The 17,252-nt window shown below is 70.5% G+C and carries 11 protein-coding genes and 1 tRNA gene; 3 read left to right on the top strand and 9 right to left on the bottom strand.

What is annotated here, in order from left to right:
• The first annotated feature begins 12 nt into the window (after nucleotides 1–12).
• Nucleotides 13–2,229, top strand: coding sequence for a beta-glucosidase (locus OEB96_RS30260; protein WP_266220267.1), 2,217 nt, complete (start codon nucleotides 13–15; stop codon nucleotides 2,227–2,229).
• A gap of 10 nt (nucleotides 2,230–2,239) precedes the next feature.
• Here the strand turns inward: OEB96_RS30260 and OEB96_RS30255 are convergent, their stop codons facing one another.
• From OEB96_RS30255 to pyk, 4 genes are all read right to left on the bottom strand, one after another.
• Complete coding sequence (locus OEB96_RS30255) at nucleotides 2,240–3,928, bottom strand: SpoIID/LytB domain-containing protein (protein ID WP_266220266.1); 1,689 nt, start codon at nucleotides 3,926–3,928, stop codon at nucleotides 2,240–2,242.
• A gap of 63 nt (nucleotides 3,929–3,991) precedes the next feature.
• A complete protein-coding gene (locus tag OEB96_RS30250) occupies nucleotides 3,992–4,618 on the bottom strand; it encodes a CPBP family intramembrane glutamic endopeptidase (RefSeq protein WP_266220265.1) in 627 nt (208 codons plus the stop codon).
• A 177-nt stretch (nucleotides 4,619–4,795) separates the two neighbouring features.
• Nucleotides 4,796–4,877 (bottom strand) — tRNA-Leu (locus OEB96_RS30245).
• Between the two features lie 113 nt (nucleotides 4,878–4,990).
• On the bottom strand, nucleotides 4,991–6,460 hold the full coding sequence (pyk, locus tag OEB96_RS30240) for a pyruvate kinase (protein WP_266220264.1): 1,470 nt from the start codon (nucleotides 6,458–6,460) through the stop codon (nucleotides 4,991–4,993).
• A 310-nt stretch (nucleotides 6,461–6,770) separates the two neighbouring features.
• Here pyk and OEB96_RS30235 point away from each other — a divergent pair, with 310 nt between their 5' ends.
• Nucleotides 6,771–7,943: a choice-of-anchor L domain-containing protein gene (locus OEB96_RS30235; RefSeq protein WP_266220263.1), complete on the top strand. Its 1,173-nt coding sequence runs from the start codon at nucleotides 6,771–6,773 to the stop codon at nucleotides 7,941–7,943.
• Between the two features lie 28 nt (nucleotides 7,944–7,971).
• Nucleotides 7,972–9,825 carry a MutS-related protein gene (locus tag OEB96_RS30230; protein ID WP_266220262.1) on the top strand — a complete coding sequence of 618 codons (1,854 nt, stop codon included), beginning with the start codon at nucleotides 7,972–7,974 and terminating at the stop codon, nucleotides 9,823–9,825.
• Here the strand turns inward: OEB96_RS30230 and OEB96_RS30225 are convergent.
• The 5 genes from OEB96_RS30225 to OEB96_RS30205 all read right to left on the bottom strand — a co-directional run bounded on the left by OEB96_RS30225 (nucleotide 9,772) and on the right by OEB96_RS30205 (nucleotide 17,231).
• Nucleotides 9,772–12,147 (bottom strand): metallophosphoesterase, encoded by a 2,376-nt coding sequence (locus OEB96_RS30225; RefSeq protein ID WP_266220261.1) that lies wholly within the window; start codon nucleotides 12,145–12,147, stop codon nucleotides 9,772–9,774. The genes OEB96_RS30230 and OEB96_RS30225 overlap by 54 nt on opposite strands.
• Nucleotides 12,144–13,067 carry a tetratricopeptide repeat protein gene (locus OEB96_RS30220; protein WP_266220260.1) on the bottom strand — a complete coding sequence of 308 codons (924 nt, stop codon included), beginning with the start codon at nucleotides 13,065–13,067 and terminating at the stop codon, nucleotides 12,144–12,146. The genes OEB96_RS30225 and OEB96_RS30220 overlap by 4 nt, the downstream gene beginning before the upstream one ends.
• A gap of 199 nt (nucleotides 13,068–13,266) precedes the next feature.
• On the bottom strand, nucleotides 13,267–14,325 hold the full coding sequence (locus tag OEB96_RS30215; protein ID WP_266220259.1) for a vitamin K epoxide reductase family protein: 1,059 nt from the start codon (nucleotides 14,323–14,325) through the stop codon (nucleotides 13,267–13,269).
• 126 nt (nucleotides 14,326–14,451) lie between these two features.
• Nucleotides 14,452–15,813, bottom strand: coding sequence for a hypothetical protein (locus tag OEB96_RS30210; RefSeq protein WP_266220258.1), 1,362 nt, complete (start codon nucleotides 15,811–15,813; stop codon nucleotides 14,452–14,454).
• Nucleotides 15,814–16,307: 494 nt separating this feature from the next.
• A complete protein-coding gene (locus tag OEB96_RS30205) occupies nucleotides 16,308–17,231 on the bottom strand; it encodes an endonuclease/exonuclease/phosphatase family protein (protein ID WP_266220257.1) in 924 nt (307 codons plus the stop codon).
• Between the last annotated feature and the right edge of the window lie 21 nt (nucleotides 17,232–17,252).

Raw genomic sequence — 17,252 nt, 5'->3', positions numbered from 1 at the left:
CAGGCTCCGTTCATGCCGCTCCACCCCCTGGGCCGTGCGTTGCTCCGTGCTGCGGCTGGCATCACGGTGGGGGTGCTCGTCGATGCGGCGCGGGTTCGTCGACGCTCGCTGCGGCCCGACCCGCGGCGGTTTCCCCCGATCGACGACGAGGCCGAGATCGACGAGGTCGTCGAGCGGCTGCTGGCGCGCATGTCGGTGGACGACAAGCTCGAGCAGCTCTCGGGCGACACGGGGCTGCCGCGCTTCGTGTGGCAGTACGCGCTGCGCCAGGCGGTGGGGCGCGGGGCGCCGCACGTGTACGCCGGGCACGACGAGCGCCTGGGCATACCACCGCTGTGCTTCGCCGACGGTCCGCGTGGGGTGGCGGTGGGGCGGGGCCCGACGTGCTTTCCCGTGACCATTGCGCGAGGGGCCAGCTGGGATCGCGAGCTCGAGCGTCGCATCGGTGAGGCGATGGCACGCGAGCTGCGGGCGATCGGAGCCAACTACTCCGCGGCCGTGTGCGTGAACGTGCTGCGCCACCCGGGCTGGGGACGCGCGCAGGAGACCTACGGCGAGGATCCCTACCACCTCGGCGAGCTGGGGGTGGTGCTCACCGAGGGCCTGCAGCGTCACAACGTGATGGCGTGCGTCAAGCACCTGGCGCTCAACAGCATCGAGCGCTCGCGCTTCATCGTGGACGTCCGGGTCGACGATCGGACGCTGCACGAGGTGTACCTGCCGGCCTTTCGCGCGGTGATCCAGCGCGGGCGCGCGGCCTCGGTGATGAGCGCATACAACAAGGTACGTGGCGAGCACTGCGGTCACAGCCACCTGCTGCTCACCGAGATCCTGCGCGAGCAGTGGGGCTTCGAAGGCTTCGTGAGCAGCGACTGGGTCCACGGGATCCGCGATGGCGTGGCGGCGATCCGGGCCGGGATGGACGTGGAGATGCCGGCCCGGCGGTGCTATGGCGCGGCGCTGCGGCGTGCGATCGAGCGCGGTGAGGTCGAGTCGGCCCAGGTCGATCGCTGCGTGCGTCGTGTGCTGCGGACGCGGCTGCGCTTTGCGTTGGCGCCCGATCCCGAGGAGTATTCGCGTGCGTGCGTGGGCAGCCCCGCGCACGTGGCCCTGGCCCGCGAAGCGGCGGAGGCCAGCGCGGTGCTGGTGCGCAACGACGGCACGCTGCCGTTGCCCTCGTCGCTGCGCCGCCTCGCCGTGGTGGGGCGGCTGGCGAGCATGCGGGTGACCGGTGATCGAGGAAGCAGCGTGGTGCACCCACGCCACGTGATCACCCCGCTGCAGGGGCTGAAGGCCGCGCTGCGCGAGCGGGGGGGCACGGTGCTGCGGCCCTCCGATCCCGGAGTGGATGCGGCGGTGGCCGCCGCGCGCTCGGCCGAGGCCGCGGTGGTGGTGGTCGGGCTGAGCCATCGAGACGAGGGCGAGCTGCTGGTGCTCGATCCCGAGGTCACGCCGGCGCGGGCGCGACGGGTGCCGCGGTTCGGAGGCCCCGGTGATCGCGTCGACCTGGGCCTACGGGCCCGGGACGTCGCCCTGGTGCGCGCCGTGGCGTCGGCCCAGCCGCGCACGGTGGTGGTGGTGATCGGCAGCGCCGTGGCTCCATGGGGATGGCTGGAGGATCCGGGCGCGGTGCTCTACGTGTTCTATGCGGGGATGGAGGGGGGTCATGCGCTGGCGCGGCTGCTGCTCGGCGAGGTCTCGCCCAGCGGCAAGCTGCCGTTTGCGATCCCGGCCGATCCGGCCGACCTGCCCCCGTTCGATCCCTACGCGGAGCAGGTCGAGTACGGCCCCTGGCACGGCTATGCGCGGCTCGATCACTTCGAGCGGCCCGCGCTGCTGCCGTTCGGCTTCGGGCTCTCGTACACGACGTTTGCGTACGACCACCTGCGGGTCACGACGCCGGTGGTGGGCCCGCTCCAGCCGCTGCAGGTCGAGGTGCGGGTGCGCAACGCCGGCGAGCGCCCGGGGGCCGAGGTGGTGCAGCTCTACGTGGGGTTCCCCCAGGCGGTGATCGAGCGACCGCGCAAGCTGCTGCGTGGCTTCGAAAAGGTGATGCTCGAGCCGGGCCAGGCCCGGCGCGTGCGCTTCGAGGTCCCCTGGGAGGCGCTTGCGTACTGGGACCAGACCGAGCGGACGTGGCGGGTGGAGGCGGTGACCCACGAGGTGCACGTGGGGGGCAGCTCCGAGCCCGATGCCCTGCTCACCGGACGCTTCGAAGCTCGCGAGTGAGGCCCCTTCGCTACCAAAGGTGCTCGAGCGTCGAGCCCTGGTAGTAGTGGGCGAGGATCTCGTCGACGTCCTTGCCCTGGCGGGCCATTCCCATCGCGCCGTGCTGGCACAGGCCCACGCCATGGCCGTGGCCTCCCCCCACGAGCTGGAAGCGGCCGTAGCGATCGCGGTCCTTCTCGACCAGGAACATCGAGCTCTTGAGGCCGCCGAGGGCCCTTCGGATCCGCAGCTCGCCGTGCAGCTCGTAGGCACCCGACGAGCCGCGGAGGCGCAGCGTCGTGGCCCGCCCGCTGCGGCCGCGTGCGAGCACCTCCATCGCCGCGATCGGGCCGAGGTCGGCGGGGACGCCTTGCCGGCCCGCGATCTCGGCGGGGTCGACGGTTGCGGTCCAGCGGTAGCCCTGGCGCCCGGCGTCGTCCTCGGGAAGGCTGTAGCTGCGCGGGGGCTCGCGCAGCCACGCGCTCAGGTCGCCCTTGCGCAGTCCGTCGGAGAAGCGCGCGGGCAGCAGCGGATCGGGGCGGCCGCGCAGCTGAGGATCGGGCGGGCTGGGCCACACCTCGTCGTTGTCCTCGCTGTGACCGCCGCAGTTGGCCGAGTAGACGGTGTCCACCAGCTGGCTGCCCCCCGGGCGCATCAGCACGCGGCCCGCGGTGTCGCGCACCGCCTTGGTGGTGCGCGGGTGCTCGTGGCCCTTGCCGGCGTAGACCTGGCAGTGCTGGTGCGCGCACAGCAGGAACGGATCATCGAGGTGGCGCGTGCCCACCTTGCTGACGAGCTGGCCGCGGGCCGCCACCGCCTGGGCCCGCAGCGCGTGGTGCGGTGCGCTGGCGTAGATCTCCGCCGGGACCAGGCCCGCGAGCAGCTCGGTCTCGCTCACCAGGTTGACCACGGCCAGGGTGCCATGGCGATCGACCGCCACGTACACGCTGCCCCAGTACTGTCGATCGACGCGTCGCTGCGAGCCCATGGTGGTGTCGGCCAGCACGTCGTGCACGGTGATGGGTCCATCGCCGCGGGGCGAGAACCACAGCACGCCGTCGGCGTGGATGGTGGTGCCGCGATCGAGATCCTCCACCATGATCCGACCGTGGCCGCGCGCGCTGACCCGCGGGTGGAGCTGGCCGAGCGCTCGATGGTCGCGCACGAGGACCTCGGCCTCCTTGCGAGCGGCGGCCGGGCTGGCGAAGTCGCCGGTGGTCAGCAGCACCGAGCGGGTGTCGAGCACCTTGCCCTCCACCCCGAACACGGTGCCCACCTCGTGCTCGGCGGGCACGAGTCCACGCGCCTGCCAGCGCTCGGCGGCGGGCCCGAGCCCTCGCACGTTGCTGGCCGGGAGGCTCTCGAGCACCACGGTGTAGCGCTGGACCGCCGCGTGCCCCTCGACCAGGCGCACGCGCAGGCGGGTGCCGGCTTCGATCCGGGTGCCGCCGTCGCCCGAGGGCAGCACGTCGAGGCCCCCGGGCGCGCTCACCACGACCTCGCGCTGATCCTGCATCAGGCCGACCGTGATCTGGGGCTCGCCCCGGCGATTGAAGTGGAACTGATTGCTGTAGAGGAGATCGATGCGGTCCGAGAGGCTGAGATCGGACGCGCCCACCCAGCGGGGGGCCCCCAGGTGGGTGATGCTCACCGCCAGGCCGGCGCCCAGCCCCTGGAGCAGGCGACGGCGGGAGCGACTGACGAGCGGATCACGGGCCATGTGGCCATATGGGCCCGTCGGGCGCCGATGCCCAAGTTTCTTGCGTTTGCCCGCCGGCTCGACCTACCGAGGAGCAGGATCCGCGGGGCGTACGGGGCCCCGCAGCGCCAGCCTCGGCCGGTTGCGGGTCACGTAGGCCAGGTTCTGAAGGTTGATCACGAAGTGGGCGGCCACGGCCGCGCCGAGGTTGCCCGTGATCAGGGTGAGCAAGCCAAAGCCCAGGCCCATGACGAACGCGCTCATGGTCCACGGCCACAGCGAGGCCCGCGGGGGGATGTGCAGCAGGGCGAACACCAGGCTGCTGATCCACAGGCCCCAGGCATCGAGCATGGCCCCGCGAAACAGCACCTCCTCGCCCAGCGCCGACGCAGCGGCCAAGAGCACCAGCTCACCGCTCGCCGGACGACCAAACAGCGACGAGAACTCGCGGTGCAGCTCGCCCAGCCACATCATGCGGCCCTGCAGGGCGCGAAACGCCTGCACCGCGAGCATGCCGGCCACGACGCCCACCGCGGGCGTCCACAGCAGGGTCACCAGATCCTGGTGGGGGTCGAGCCGCCACACGTCGTTGGTGTCCTGCCCGACGCCATGCCAGAAGAAGCCGACCAACAGCACGCCACCATAGAAGGTGGCGACGGTTCGGGCCCGGGCTGGCGCCGGCCGGGGCGTCATGGCCTGGTCGGCCCGCACGGTCGTGAGCATACCCCAAAGGAGAGCACCCGAACCCCCGTTGGGCCTACCCCGTGCGAGCGCGTTCGGCGACCGGGGGCGCTGACGCCCCCTTGGGGGCGAGCTGGCTGCATGCTTGCCTGCCGGCGGCTGCGGGGGGCCAAACAGCAAAAACGCGAGCCACATGGGCTCGCGTCGTGCGAAGGGGGGGACTCGAACCCCCACAGGTTGCCCCACCAGATCCTTAGTCTGGCGCGTCTACCAGTTCCGCCACCTTCGCGGGGGACGGGAGAGCTAGCACGCCCCGTCGGCCGATGTAAAGGGTCCCGTCGTGCAAAAGGACCGTGCCTGCGTGATTTGCGCTGGCGCGGTCTCGTGGGCGCCGGGGGTCACTCAGGGACGCTGCTCGAGGGTCTCGCCCACCTGGTGGAGCTTGAGCAGGTTGACCGACGAGCCTTGCTTGAGCGGGTGCGCGTGGGTGATGACGATCCGATCGCCGCGCTCGAGGAACCCCCGTCGTACGATCGCCTGATCGAGGTCGATGAAGATCGTGTCCTCGTGGCTGGCGGGGGAGAACAGCACCGGGGTCACGCCCCAGTAGAGCGCGAGGGCCTGGTAGGTCTCGGGGTTGGGCGTGAACGCGTAGATCGGCACCCGCGGCCGGTACTCCGACACGAGCCGCGCGATGCCGCCGGTTCCGGTGTACGTGACGATGGCCTTGGTGCCGGTCCAGCTCCGCGCGGCGCTCACGGCCGCCCGCGCGATGGCGTTGGTGGTGTGGCCCAGCGCCAGATCGTCCTGGCCCCGGTTCCACGCCCGGGGTGCTCGCTCGGTGCTCCGGATGATCTTGTCCATCGTCTCCACCGCGCGCACCGGGTTGACGCCGGTCGCGGTCTCGCCCGAGAGCATCACCGCGTCGCTGCCGTCGAGCACCGCGTTGGCCACGTCGGAGGCCTCGGCGCGGGTGGGGCGAGCGTTGCGGATCATCGAGTCGAGCATCTGCGTGGCGGTGATCACCAGCTTGCCGCGGCTGTTGGCGGTGTCGATGGCTCGCTTCTGGATGATGGGGACGGTCTCGGGACCCATCTCGACCCCGAGATCGCCGCGCGCCACCATGATGCCGTCGGCGACCTCGACGATCGCGGCGAGGTTGTCGATGGCCTGCGGCTTCTCGATCTTGGCGACGATGGGGACCACGCGGCCGTGGTGGCGCATCTGCTCGCGGCAGTGCTCCACGTCCTCGGGGCGGCGCACGAACGAGAGCGCCACCGTGTCGACCCCGAGCGACAGGGCGAAGCGGAGGTCTTCCTCGTCCTTCTCGGTCATCGCCGGGATCTGCAGGCGCACCCCGGGAAGGTTGATGCCCTTGCGGGAGGTGAGGGGGCCGCCCTGGTCCACCGTGGTGATCACGGCGGAGCCCTCGATGCCCTGGGCGACGAGCTCGAGGTGCCCGTCGTCGAGCAGGATGCGGTCGCCGTCGCGGACGTCCTCGACCAGGTGGGTGTAGTTGGTGGTGATGCGCCAGCCCGCGTCGGTCTTCTCGGGCTGGGCGTTGGGGTCGACGTCGATGAGCACCGTCTGACCGGGCTCGAACAGGAAGCCGTCGCCAGGGATGATCCCCACGCGGATCTTGGGGCCTTGCAGGTCGGCGAGGATGGCGATGGCCACGCCTCGGCGGCTCGCCTCCTGTCGGACCATCTTGTAGACGCGGGCGTGGTCCTCGTGGGAACCGTGCGAGAAGTTGAGCCGGACGGCGTTCATCCCCGCATCGATGAGGGCGCCCACGAGTGCAGGCGTGTTGCTCGCGGGCCCAAGGGTGCAGAGGATCTTGCAGTGTCGCGGGTTGGTGGCTGCGATCGCCATGGAGCGAAGCATGGCGTCTTTCGGGCGTGAAGGGGGAGCCCCCCCGGTCGCTTTGTGTGGTCGCTTCGTGGCGATGTGCTGGGGGATCACGCAGCGTGCGGACTCTCGCGCCATGCTCGCCGGGCGCCTCGCGGAACGAACCTTGCCGGCGATGCGACGCCTGCCATCGCCATCCGTGCCCCCCACGGCCTCTCTACGATGCCGTCCAAGCGGTTGTTCGACGGCGTTGACACGGCTGTGGCGCTACCGAGATGATCACGGATGGGCGGTGGATCTGCGAGAGCCGGGTATCCGGGGAGGGATGAATCGAATGAGCCTACGACTCTGGACGAAGGGGGTGATCGCCGTCTGCTTGTGCGTGGCCGGGTGCGCAAAGGACACGGGCAGCGACGAGGGTGAGGGTCCCGATGACGGCCCGCTGGTGGCGACGACGGCCGAGATGACCTCGGCCGAGACCACCGTGGCGTCGGCCGAGACCGGCGTGGGCAGCACGGGAGGCACGAGCGTCGGCAGCACCAGCGTCCCCGGAGCCGAATCCTCCGAGGGCGACGACGGGCCGCCGATTCTGCTCGACGTGGGCACGATGCCCGACGGCGGCAACGGGGGCGGGTGCTTGGCGCCTCCGCAGGTCCACTGCGACCAGATGGACAACGACCCGTGGCATGCCATCGGGCTCAATTGTCCGGGCGGCCCCCAGGTCAACGGCAGCGTCGACTACTCGGCCGCCAGCCAGCTCTACGTGCACACGGGCAACCTCGGGACCTTCGTGCCCCCGCCGTTCCCTCCGCGCGAGGGCAACAAGTTCGTGATCCTCTCGAGCGGCGAGGCCCAGGACCTGACGGTGGCCGGCCTCTACGCCAGCACCGATGTCGGTGGCTTCGGGTCGACGCCGTTGCCAGCCCCGATCCAGACCAACATGGTCTCGGCCACCGAGGACTGCTTCGACAACCCCGGACTGGTGGGGTCTGGCGATTGCTCCAACACCATCCAGGATCAGTGGGATCAGGGCAGCGGCTCCTACGACTACGCGGAGATGCGCTTCACGGCCACCGTGCCGGGGGGGACGTTCGGGTTCACCTACGACTTCGCGATGTTCTCCACCGAGTATCCGGTGTTCTACCAGACGAGCTTCAACGACATGTACATCGCGTGGCTCGAGTCGGAGAATTGGACGGGCAACGTCTCGTTCGACGACATGGGGCACCCGATCTCGCTCAACGCGGGCTTCCTCGACTACAAGGACGCTCCCAACCCCTACGACTGTCCCGCGCCCTGCCAGGCGCCCGAGCTGCAGGGAACCGCGATGCAGGGCCATGCCGGCACTCGGTGGCTCACCACCACCGCGGGGGTGGTCCCGGGAGAGACCATCGAGCTGGTGCTCGGGGTGTTCGATCTGAGCGACGGCATCCTCGACACCGTGGTCATCCTCGACAACTTTCAGTGGGGCTGCGAAGGCGGTGCCCCCGTCACGATCCCCGGTTGAGGCGGTCTCGTCGAGTTCGGGGCGTTCCGTGGCGCCCCGGGCCGAGTACGAGGCGCGGATGCGGGCGCGGCTCGATGCGGTCGCCGCCCGGCAGCGAAGCGTGGACCGGGTCTCGAACCTGCGCGTGCTCACGGTCGTCGCGGGCTTGCTGCTCGGGGTCGGGGCATGGCGCGACGTCGTGCCCGGCGAGCTGCTCGCGCTGCCGCTGCTGCTGTTCGTGGCGCTGGTGATCGTGCACGAGCGGCTCTACCGCGCGCTCGCCCAGGCGGAGCGGGCCGTGGAGCACTATCGGGCGGGCCTTCGGCGCATCGACGACGCGTGGGCTGGCCACGGGGAGACGGGGCAGGCCCTCGCGCCAGCCGATCATCCCTATGCGGCCGATCTCGATCTGTTCGGGCCCGGCTCGTTGTTCGAACTGCTCTGCACGGCTCGGACCATGGCCGGGCGGCGGACCCTGGCCGACTGGCTGCTGCGGCCCGCGACGCTCCACGAGGTGCGAAGGCGGCAGGCCGCCGTCGAGGCGCTGCGACGAGCCCTCGACCTCCGCGAGACGCTCGCGCTGGCTGGCGGTGAGCTCGATGCCTCGATCGAGCACACGCGCCCGGGGACCGTCCGTGCAGGACCGCTGCCGCTCGTCGAGTGGGGTGGGGCCCCCGCGGCGCTCTCGGACGTCGTGGCTCGGCGCCATGGCTTGCTCGCGTGGGCCGTACCGGCGTCGACCCTGGCGGTGACCGCCGCGTGGCTCTGGGGACCGCTGCCCCCCTCGAGCGTGCTCGCGATGGTGCTCGTGACGTGGGTGGTGTCGCGCGCGACCGGTCGCTTCGTGCAGCGGGCTCAGGGCGCGGCCGAGCGCTCGGCGCGTGAGCTGCAGGCGCTGGCCGAGGTGCTCGCGTGCCTCGAAGGTCAGCGCTTCGAGGATCCGAGTCTGCGTCGGCTCCATGGGCTCCTGGTGGCCGACGAGGGCTCGGCGTCCCGCAGCATTCGACGCCTGGCGCAGCTGCTGGCATGGGCCGAGATCGCACGCAGTCAGCTCCTCGCCCCGGTGGCCTTCATGCTGCTGTGGAGCCTGCACTTCTCGCTGGCGATCGAGCGCTGGCGACGACGCCACGGGCCCGCCATCGAGCGCTGGCTCGGGGCGCTGGGCGAGCTCGAGGCGCTGCTGGCCCTGTCGGCGCTCGCCTTCGAGCATCCCGATGATCCGTTCCCCGAGCTCCACGAAGGCGAGCCGGTGCTCGAGGGCGAAGGGCTGGGGCATCCGTTGCTGCCCGCGGCCACGTGCGTGCGCAACCCGGTGGCGCTCGGCGTCGACGTGCCCGCGCGGATCGTGAGCGGCTCGAACATGTCGGGCAAGAGCACGTACCTTCGCACGGTGGGGATCAACGTGGTGCTGGCCCTGGCCGGTGCCCCCGTTCGTGCACACCGCATGCGCCTGTCCGCGCTGCGGATCGGAGCCACGCTGCGGGTCCAGGACTCGCTGCAGCGGGGGGCCTCGCGGTTCTTCGCGGAGATCGTACGCCTGCGCGAGATCGTCGCGATGGCCGACGAGGGCCCCGGGGCGCTGTTCCTGATCGACGAGATCCTGCACGGGACCAACTCGCACGATCGCCGCATTGGGGGCCATGCGATCGTGCGTGGCCTGCTCGACCGCGGGGCGCTGGGCCTGGTGACCACGCACGATCTCGCGCTCGCGGCCGGGACCGACGACCCGCGCGTGGACAACGTCCACTTCGTGGACGAGCTGCGCGACGGGTCGCTGCGCTTCGACTACCGACTGCACCCGGGGGTGGTGCGCACCAGCAATGCGCTGGCGTTGATGCAGGCGGTGGGCCTACCGGTGAGCGAGGGCGCGACGGCGTCGCCCGAGCAAGACCAGCAGGGGTAGCCCGCCGAGGAGCCAGCCTGCGGAGCCCCGGGTGCGTCCTCGTGTCACGCATCCGCAGCCCGAGGCCCGCTCGTCGTCGGCGCCTACCGTTGGGGGCAGGGCGCTTCCGCTGCCGCCGAGGCTGGTGGTTCCATCGAGACCGCCGCCATCGTCGGGGCCTCCGCCGCTGCCGGCCGAGCCTCCGTCGTCGTCGCCGCCGTCGCTTCCGCCGCCTGGAGGCGGCGGCGGCGGCTCGAGCTGCACCGTGGCCACCAGCTTGAGGTCGAACGACAGATCGTCCGAGGCTTCGTCGCTCTGCTTGACCATGGCGGTGATGACGTTGTGGCCCGAGTGCAGCGCGCCGAGGTCGACCGGCGTGGTCACCGGCTCGTCGTCCTCGGTCTCTGCCGATGCCCAGGCGCCATGGTCGGTGCCATCGTCCACGTTGACCGCGAGGACCTCCTTGCCGTTGATCCACACCGCGATCCCGTCGTCGAACCGCGCGGTGAGCTCGGCGTCGAGCATCTCCCCCTCGGGCAGCTCGATCTCGGTACGAAAGTATGCGCTGGGGTGGTTGGGGTCGGCATCGAGCAGCTCGGTGGCCTCGTCGCCCTCGCCATAGCCGAGCTGGCCCGGGCCCTCGGACCACTGCGAGTCATCGTAGTCGGCCGCGTGCCAGGCCTCGCCGAGATCCTCGCCCTGGTCGTGGTAGCGCCACACGTGCCCGAAGTCGACCGGCGTCAGCGTGACGGTGCTCGAGATCTCGAAGGTGGCGTTGCTCTCGTCGCTGCGTGCGGGCACTTCGGGATCGGAGACCCGCACCAGCGCGTGCTCGGTGTTGGCCGCCGGCACGGTCCACGTGTAGCTCCCCGTGTTGGGGATCGAGTCCTCGATCACCGTCCACGTCGCCCCGTCGTCGACCGACAGCTCGAGCTCGACCTTCGGAACGTTGCCCACCGTGGTCCAGCGGATCTCTCGGGACTGGCCGGCCTCCAGCGCCTCGCCGCCGTCGGGGCTGGTCACGATCATGCCGTCGCCCTTGATGATGGCGACGCGATCGGTCACCTCGCCGTCGTAGCGGATGTTGACCAGCGAGAGGCGGTTGCCCTGGATGTCGAGCACGCACGAGCCGTTCTTCGCCTCCGCGAAGTACATCAAGGGATGCTCGTCGTCCTGCGAGACGCCGGTGCCGCCGTGGCCGGCCACCACGTACACCGCGCCCTGGTGTCCCGTGAGCCCCGGGGGCTTTTGGTAGGGCCCGTCGCCCAGCGGGCTGCCGTCGAGGTCGTCGAGCACGCCCACCCCGGCCTGCGACGGCGTGTCGTAGGCACCGTCGAGCAGGAACGAGCGCTCGTAGATGTGCGAGTGACCGCCCAGCACCAGATCCACGCCGCCCGCCTCGAGGATGGGCAGCGCGTTCTCTCGCATGTCGATGAGCTTGCTCTCCGAGTCGGAGTCGTGACTGCCCTTGGTGTAGGGCGGGTGATGCCAGTAGGCGATGATCCACTCCTGCTCGGTGGCCAGCAGATCGTCCTGCAGCCACGTCAGCATGGGTCCGTCGGGAGCTCGGTTCGAGTCGTGCGAGTCGAGCACCACGAAGTGCACATTGGCGTAGTCGAACGAATAATAGGCTTCGGTGCCAGAGGCCAGACCGCCGGCTTCTCCCGCGGTGGGCAGCACGTAGCCGTCGTAGTAGGGCCCCGACTCCGAGCCCGAGTCCGAGGATGCCCCCTCGTGGTTGCCCAGCGTGGGCCACACCGGGGTGTTGCGCAGGATGTCCGCGTAGGGGGCGTAGAAGTTGTCGGTGAATTCGTCGTACTTGCCGTCGTCGTAGGCCATGTCGCCCATGTGCAAGTAGATGTGCGGCTGAGAGCGCCCGACGTGGGCCAGCATGGCATCGCGGACCTGGAGCTGCTTGTCGTTGCCCTTGCCCGAGTCCCCCACGATCCACGCGCGGAACTTGGTCGGGGTCCCGGGGGGCGGCGAGGTGAGGAAGGTATGGGCCTGGTCGCCGCCTGCCAGCGGTGCGTCGTCGCCGATCACCCGGTAGTAGTAGCGGGTGTCGGGGGTCAGGCCCGTCAATAGGACCTCGTGCTGCTTGCCGACGCCTGCGCTCGGCACCACGGTGGTGAGCTGATCGGGCGAAGGGCCCACCTCCACCGCGCCGGACGAGTCTTGCTCGGTGGTCCACACCACGACGATCGAGGTGTTCGTGGCCGATTGCAGGTAGGGGTGACGCTCGAGCTCGGCCGCATGACCGCGGCCCGGCCAGAGCAGCAGCGCGGCCGTCAGGGCCGCGTACGACGGCGAGCGGAGGGGGGAGAGGATGGGGGGCGTGTTCATGGTGGTCCTTGGGGGGCGAGTGACTCGTCGAGATGAGCCTTCATGGTTCGGGCTTCGGGGAGCGCAGGGGCCTGCTCGAGCACGAGCGCGAGCTGCTTGCGAGCGCGCTCGCGCTGCCCCAGCGCGAGGTGGGCCTTGGCGAGCACCAAGCGGTGCAGCGGGGTGGGTCTGCGCTGGACCGCTGCGTGCGCGAGCACCAGCGCTCGCATCCGCTCCGCCGTCGCGGCCTCGGAAAGGCCGGCGTCCTGGAGGACGTCGGCCCGCCGCAACACCCAGTCGGCCCGCGAGGGGTTCTCGGCCAAGAGTCCGTCGAGTACGGCGAGTGCCTGTTCATGAGCACCTCGACGCCGCTCCACGTCGGCCAGCGCCAGGCGCAGCAGAACGGCTGGACCAAGGGCGGCGAGCCCCTCGCGGTAGCCGGCCGCGGCCGCGTCGAGGTGATCCAGGCGCTCGTCGATGTGTCCGCGGGCCAGGTAGAGGTCGAGCGCCTGGTCGACGGCAATGGCAGCGTCGAGGTCGTGGCGCGCCAGCTCGAGCCGACCATCGGCCTCGCGCAGGTGGGCGCGCTCGGCCAAGGCCCGAACATGGGGCGGACCCGCCTCGATCACGCGTGTCAGCTCGCGCTCGGCCGCCTGCGGCTTGCCCAGGTCGATGAGGGTCAGCGCATGCTCCAGCCACACCTCGCGCTCGGTCGGGTCGAGCCGGCTGGCCACGCGCAGATCGGCGAGCGCATCGCGAGGGTGCCCCATGCTGCGGCGCAGCTCTGCTCGGCGTAGCCGCAGGGCCACGTCGTTCGGGGTGGCCGCGATGCGCTCGTCGAGCGACCGCAACGCAGCCGAGGGTCCAGGATGGGCGAGCGCCGGGGATGCGCCCACCAGGATCGATCCGAGGAGCAGCCACCTGCTCCATTCGAATGGCATGAACGAGAACGTAGCAGCCGCGGTTCGAATCGGCGGCGCGATGATCGATGAAGTGGCGTCGAGACCAGGGAATCAAAGTGGTCCAGACGACATCACCATCGCGAACGTGATCATCGTGGATCGAGCAATCGTTCGATCGTCGATCTCGACCGTGCTGACGCGAGTGGTGTGTCGTCGCGTCGATCGGCCGATTCGTACGTCACAGTGCGTCGATCAACGTGGCGAGCTCGGGCTGAGTGATCGTTCGATCATCGGTGCGGTACATCGGCGTTGCGCTCACCTTCAGCCGTCGAGCGGCCATGGCTTGCCGATCGGCCCACTCGTAGGTCGCTGGATCCTCGAGGCACATCACGAACGAGGGTTCGTCGAGGCCGAGGGCGCGGGCGCCCTCCATCACATCGAGATCGCGGTGCCCGGGCATGTGGGCGAACAGCCACGCGTCCATCTCCCAGAACTTGCCCAGCTGCCCCGCGCAGTGTGCCGCTCGCGTGGCGATGCAGCCATGGTTCTTGTCGTTGCAGCGCATGCGGGGCTGGTGGCGACGAACGATGCGCAGTCGATCGCCGTGCTTGGCGAGCCGTCGTCGGGTGAGGTTGGTGGCCACGGCGCAGTGCGGACAGGCGTAGTCGACGAACTCCTCGACGACGAGGGTGGGCTCGGGCGCCCCGACCCACGGATGCCCCTGCTCGGTCACCCCGGTGGCATGCGGAACGTGCTCTTGCCAGGTGAGCGGGGCCCAGTAGGGCGGGATGACGAACATCGCGATCAGCACGATCGTCGCGGGCACCGACAGCACGCGGGCCCAGGTGCGAGGACTGGCCGGGCGCCCGTGCCGGCGATGCGATCGCCAGGCGACGATCGCCAGGATCACCGCGAGCACGTGGACCGCTTCGCACATCAAGCACACCGACCCGACGTGCAGCAGCTCTTCGAGCAGTAGGCCCACCGATGCCAGCGCGGCCACGAGCGACAGCGGCCACAGCAGGCGCAGCCGAAACCATCCGGCGACGAGCATGGCCACGAAGCCGGCGGCACCCCACAGCGGCAGCGGCACGCCGAGCACCACGGAGAACCGAGACAGCGCGACCTCGGCACAGTCGAAGTTCTGGTCGATGGTGCAGAAGCTGTCGACCGAGGGCAGCAGATAGGTCTTGACGTGGATCCACTCGAGCACGCCGCTGACCCACAGGCCCAGCGCACTGAGCAGCACGGGGATGGTGCGGGAGGGCAGGGGAGGACCGGCGTCGGGCTCGGACATGACGGAGGTCAGGATGAACGGGCGACGACGAGCCGTCGACCCAAAGATGAACCCCCCGGGGTCCCGTGGGACTTCCGAGGGGTCGATCGTGGTCCGTCCTCCCTTGGGGACGGTCGTCTCGCCGGGCTAGCCGCCGATGGCGAAGATCTGGGTGCTGAACTCGGCCTGAGCCGCGATGGTGCCGCCGGTCTCGGTGGCCACGGAGCCGAGCACCTGGACCGCCTCCTCGAGGGCCGGGACCACGCATGCGATGCGTCCCGGAGCGATGTCGATCTCACCCGAGGCCGCGAGGTCGATGACCGCCGAGAACTGGGTCTGGATGCGAGCGAGCGGCGTGGGGTTGAAGACCACCTCGCCGTTGACCTGGCCGTTGATGAGCGCACCGAGCTGCGCGAAGCCCTGGAGGATGGCCACGCCGCGGGTGCGGAGCGCGGTCATGCGAGCCTCGAACTGCGCCCGAGCAGCCACCTCGGCCGAGCCGCTGCCCTGGAGGTTGGCGGCCAGGTTGAACTGGAACTCGAGGCTGGGCGGGGTGCACTCGATGTTGGCGCTGGCCTGGGCCGAGGCCGAGGCCTCGCAGTTGGCCGAAGCCTCGCAGTCGGCGGAGGCGCTGGGCGGACGGGCCTCGCCCTCGCACGAGCCAGAGCAGGAGCCCTCGCACGAGCCGTTGCAGGTCGGGGGCGAGCCGTTGCAGTCGAACTCCGCATCGGCCTCGCAGGTGCCGTGGCAGGTGCCCTCGCAGGAGCCACCGGCCGTGAGCTCGCACGAGCCGGTGCACATGCCGGAGCAGCGACCCGCACACGAGCCGTCGGCGTTCTCCACCTCGCAGCCCGCGGAGCAGTCGCCGTTGCAGGTGCCCTCGCAGGCGCCGCCCGCCGACAGATCGCACGAGCCGGAGCAGGTGCCCGTGCACGCGATGCCGGCGCTGGCCTCACACTTGAAGCCGCCCGAGCAGCTGCCCTCGCACGAGCCGGAGCAGGTGCCCTCGCAGCTGACCGAGACCTCGCCGGGATCGACCTCGACGTCGCAGCCGGCCTGGGCCTCGCACTGGGCCGAGGCCTCGACGGCCAGGTTCACGTTGGCGCTGCAGCGGGGCGGAACGTAGGCGAGCGTGATGCCGCCCTCGATCGAGCCCATGATCTCGCCGCGGATGCGACCCATGAGGTCGCCCACCACGCTGGCGTCGATGGTGGCGGCGCCGGCGATGTCGGCGTAGCCCCACGCCTCGGCGAGGCCGCGAATGTTGGCGTCGAAGTCGGCCTGCACCGAGCCGGTGATCTTGCCGAGGTCGGCCACCGCCGAGAAGAAGCCGTCGACCTGAGCGTTGCCCGAGATCGAGACGTTGCCCTCGATCACGCTGCCACACGGGCCGCAGAGGTTGCCGCCGGGGGCGTCGTCACAGCCCTCGAGCGTGACCATGCCCGCGGTTGCGCCGATGAAGAGGCCCACGCTCGCGAGAGTGAAGCCCTGTTTGCGAATGGTCTTCATGATGTCCGATTCTCCTGAGTGATCACCGATGGTGTATGGCCGAGGTCGTCGTGGGGCTCGGCGTGCTACTGAGCTTGGTTGTTGTGTTCGAGCCGGGGACTTGCCTGCTTGGCTCGCTGGGAAGGCGCCGCGGATGGTCCCATATCATCCTCGGCCCTCGCAATGGTGGCGCGAGTGCAAACACCACGCCGATTATCATGATCCCCCGGCTCGGTCGACCGCGCCTTGGACCCCGTCCCGAAGGGAATGTTCACCAAGCCCCCCGCGTTGGGTCTTCTTCGCGTTCGATTTCGGTCTTTGCATCATCGCTCGTCGCCCGAGCCTGGTCCGAGCCGTGGACGGGTGGTCGCGCGAGGGCAGGCGTGGATCCACCGGACCATCGTTTTGCTCGATGAGGGCGGCCGAGGTGTGGCGCGGCATCTTGCCCCACCGGACGGCTCTGCCCCAACAATTCGGACGAGGCTCCCAGGCCGGACGCGCTCGGAGGCGGCCCGTCATGGGTCGTGATCGCCGAGGGGGAGATCGATCACGATCGGACAGTGATCGCTGATCCCATGCAAATCGGGATCGGGATGGTGCTCGCTGGCGCTGAAGGGCGCACAGGCGTGGTGTGCACAGTGTGCGCCGGACCACGCTCGGTGCCGTTGCTCCGGTAGGTGGGCCAGGCCGGCAGACCACACCAGGTCGAGGCGCGACGGCTCCCACCAGCGATCCCGGCGAGATCCGTCCCAGTAGGCGGTGCAGCCTCCCGTGGTCTCCCACAGGTGGAGCCCGGTCGGCGCCAGGGCATGGCGCAGCGCGTCGAGCTCGTCATCGGCGGAGTGCTGGGGGCCGCCGGCCACGTTGAAGTCGCCCACGACCAGCACGTCGCCGTCGGTTCGGACGCGGTCCTCGACGACGCTGGCCAGGCGTGGCCACTGTTCCCTGCGTACGGCGTGGCCGCTGCGCGTGGCCTTGAGGTGCACCACCACCAGGTGGAAGTCGGCGCCCGAGCCGTGGGGCTCGACGTGGCCCGAGAGGGCCGGGCGGACCCGGCCACCCATGGCGAGCGCCTCGTGCTCGATGAGCTGCTCGACGTCGACCCGCTCGGGGTCCCATCCGATCACCAGGTGCTGGCCGTTGCGTCCGCCGGCTGCGGACGCGTGCCAGCGAAAGCCAGGAAGGAGCTCGGGGAGGGCCGAGGGATCGAGGACCTCCTGCAATGCGAGCACCGAAGGGTCGAGCTGCTCGAGGCGGTCGCGAAGGTGGGGGCGGTCGTGGCCGCCGGGAAAATTGCGGAGGTTCCACACCACCACGCGGAGCGCCCGGGGATCGGGGCCCGGGTCCTGCCCGCATGCCAGGGGGCGCAGCGCAGCATGGGCACAAACGCCCAGGGCGACGATGACGGGGGCACGAAGGCGAGCGATGAAGGATGCCACGTTCCCTTCATCGGCCACTTC

The sequence above is a fragment of the Paraliomyxa miuraensis genome, assembly GCF_026337845.1.
Classification (GTDB): Bacteria; Myxococcota_A; Polyangia; order Nannocystales; family Nannocystaceae; genus Paraliomyxa; species Paraliomyxa miuraensis.
Note: the sequence above shows the minus strand (reverse complement) of the source record. Positions and strands in the feature narration are given on the sequence as shown.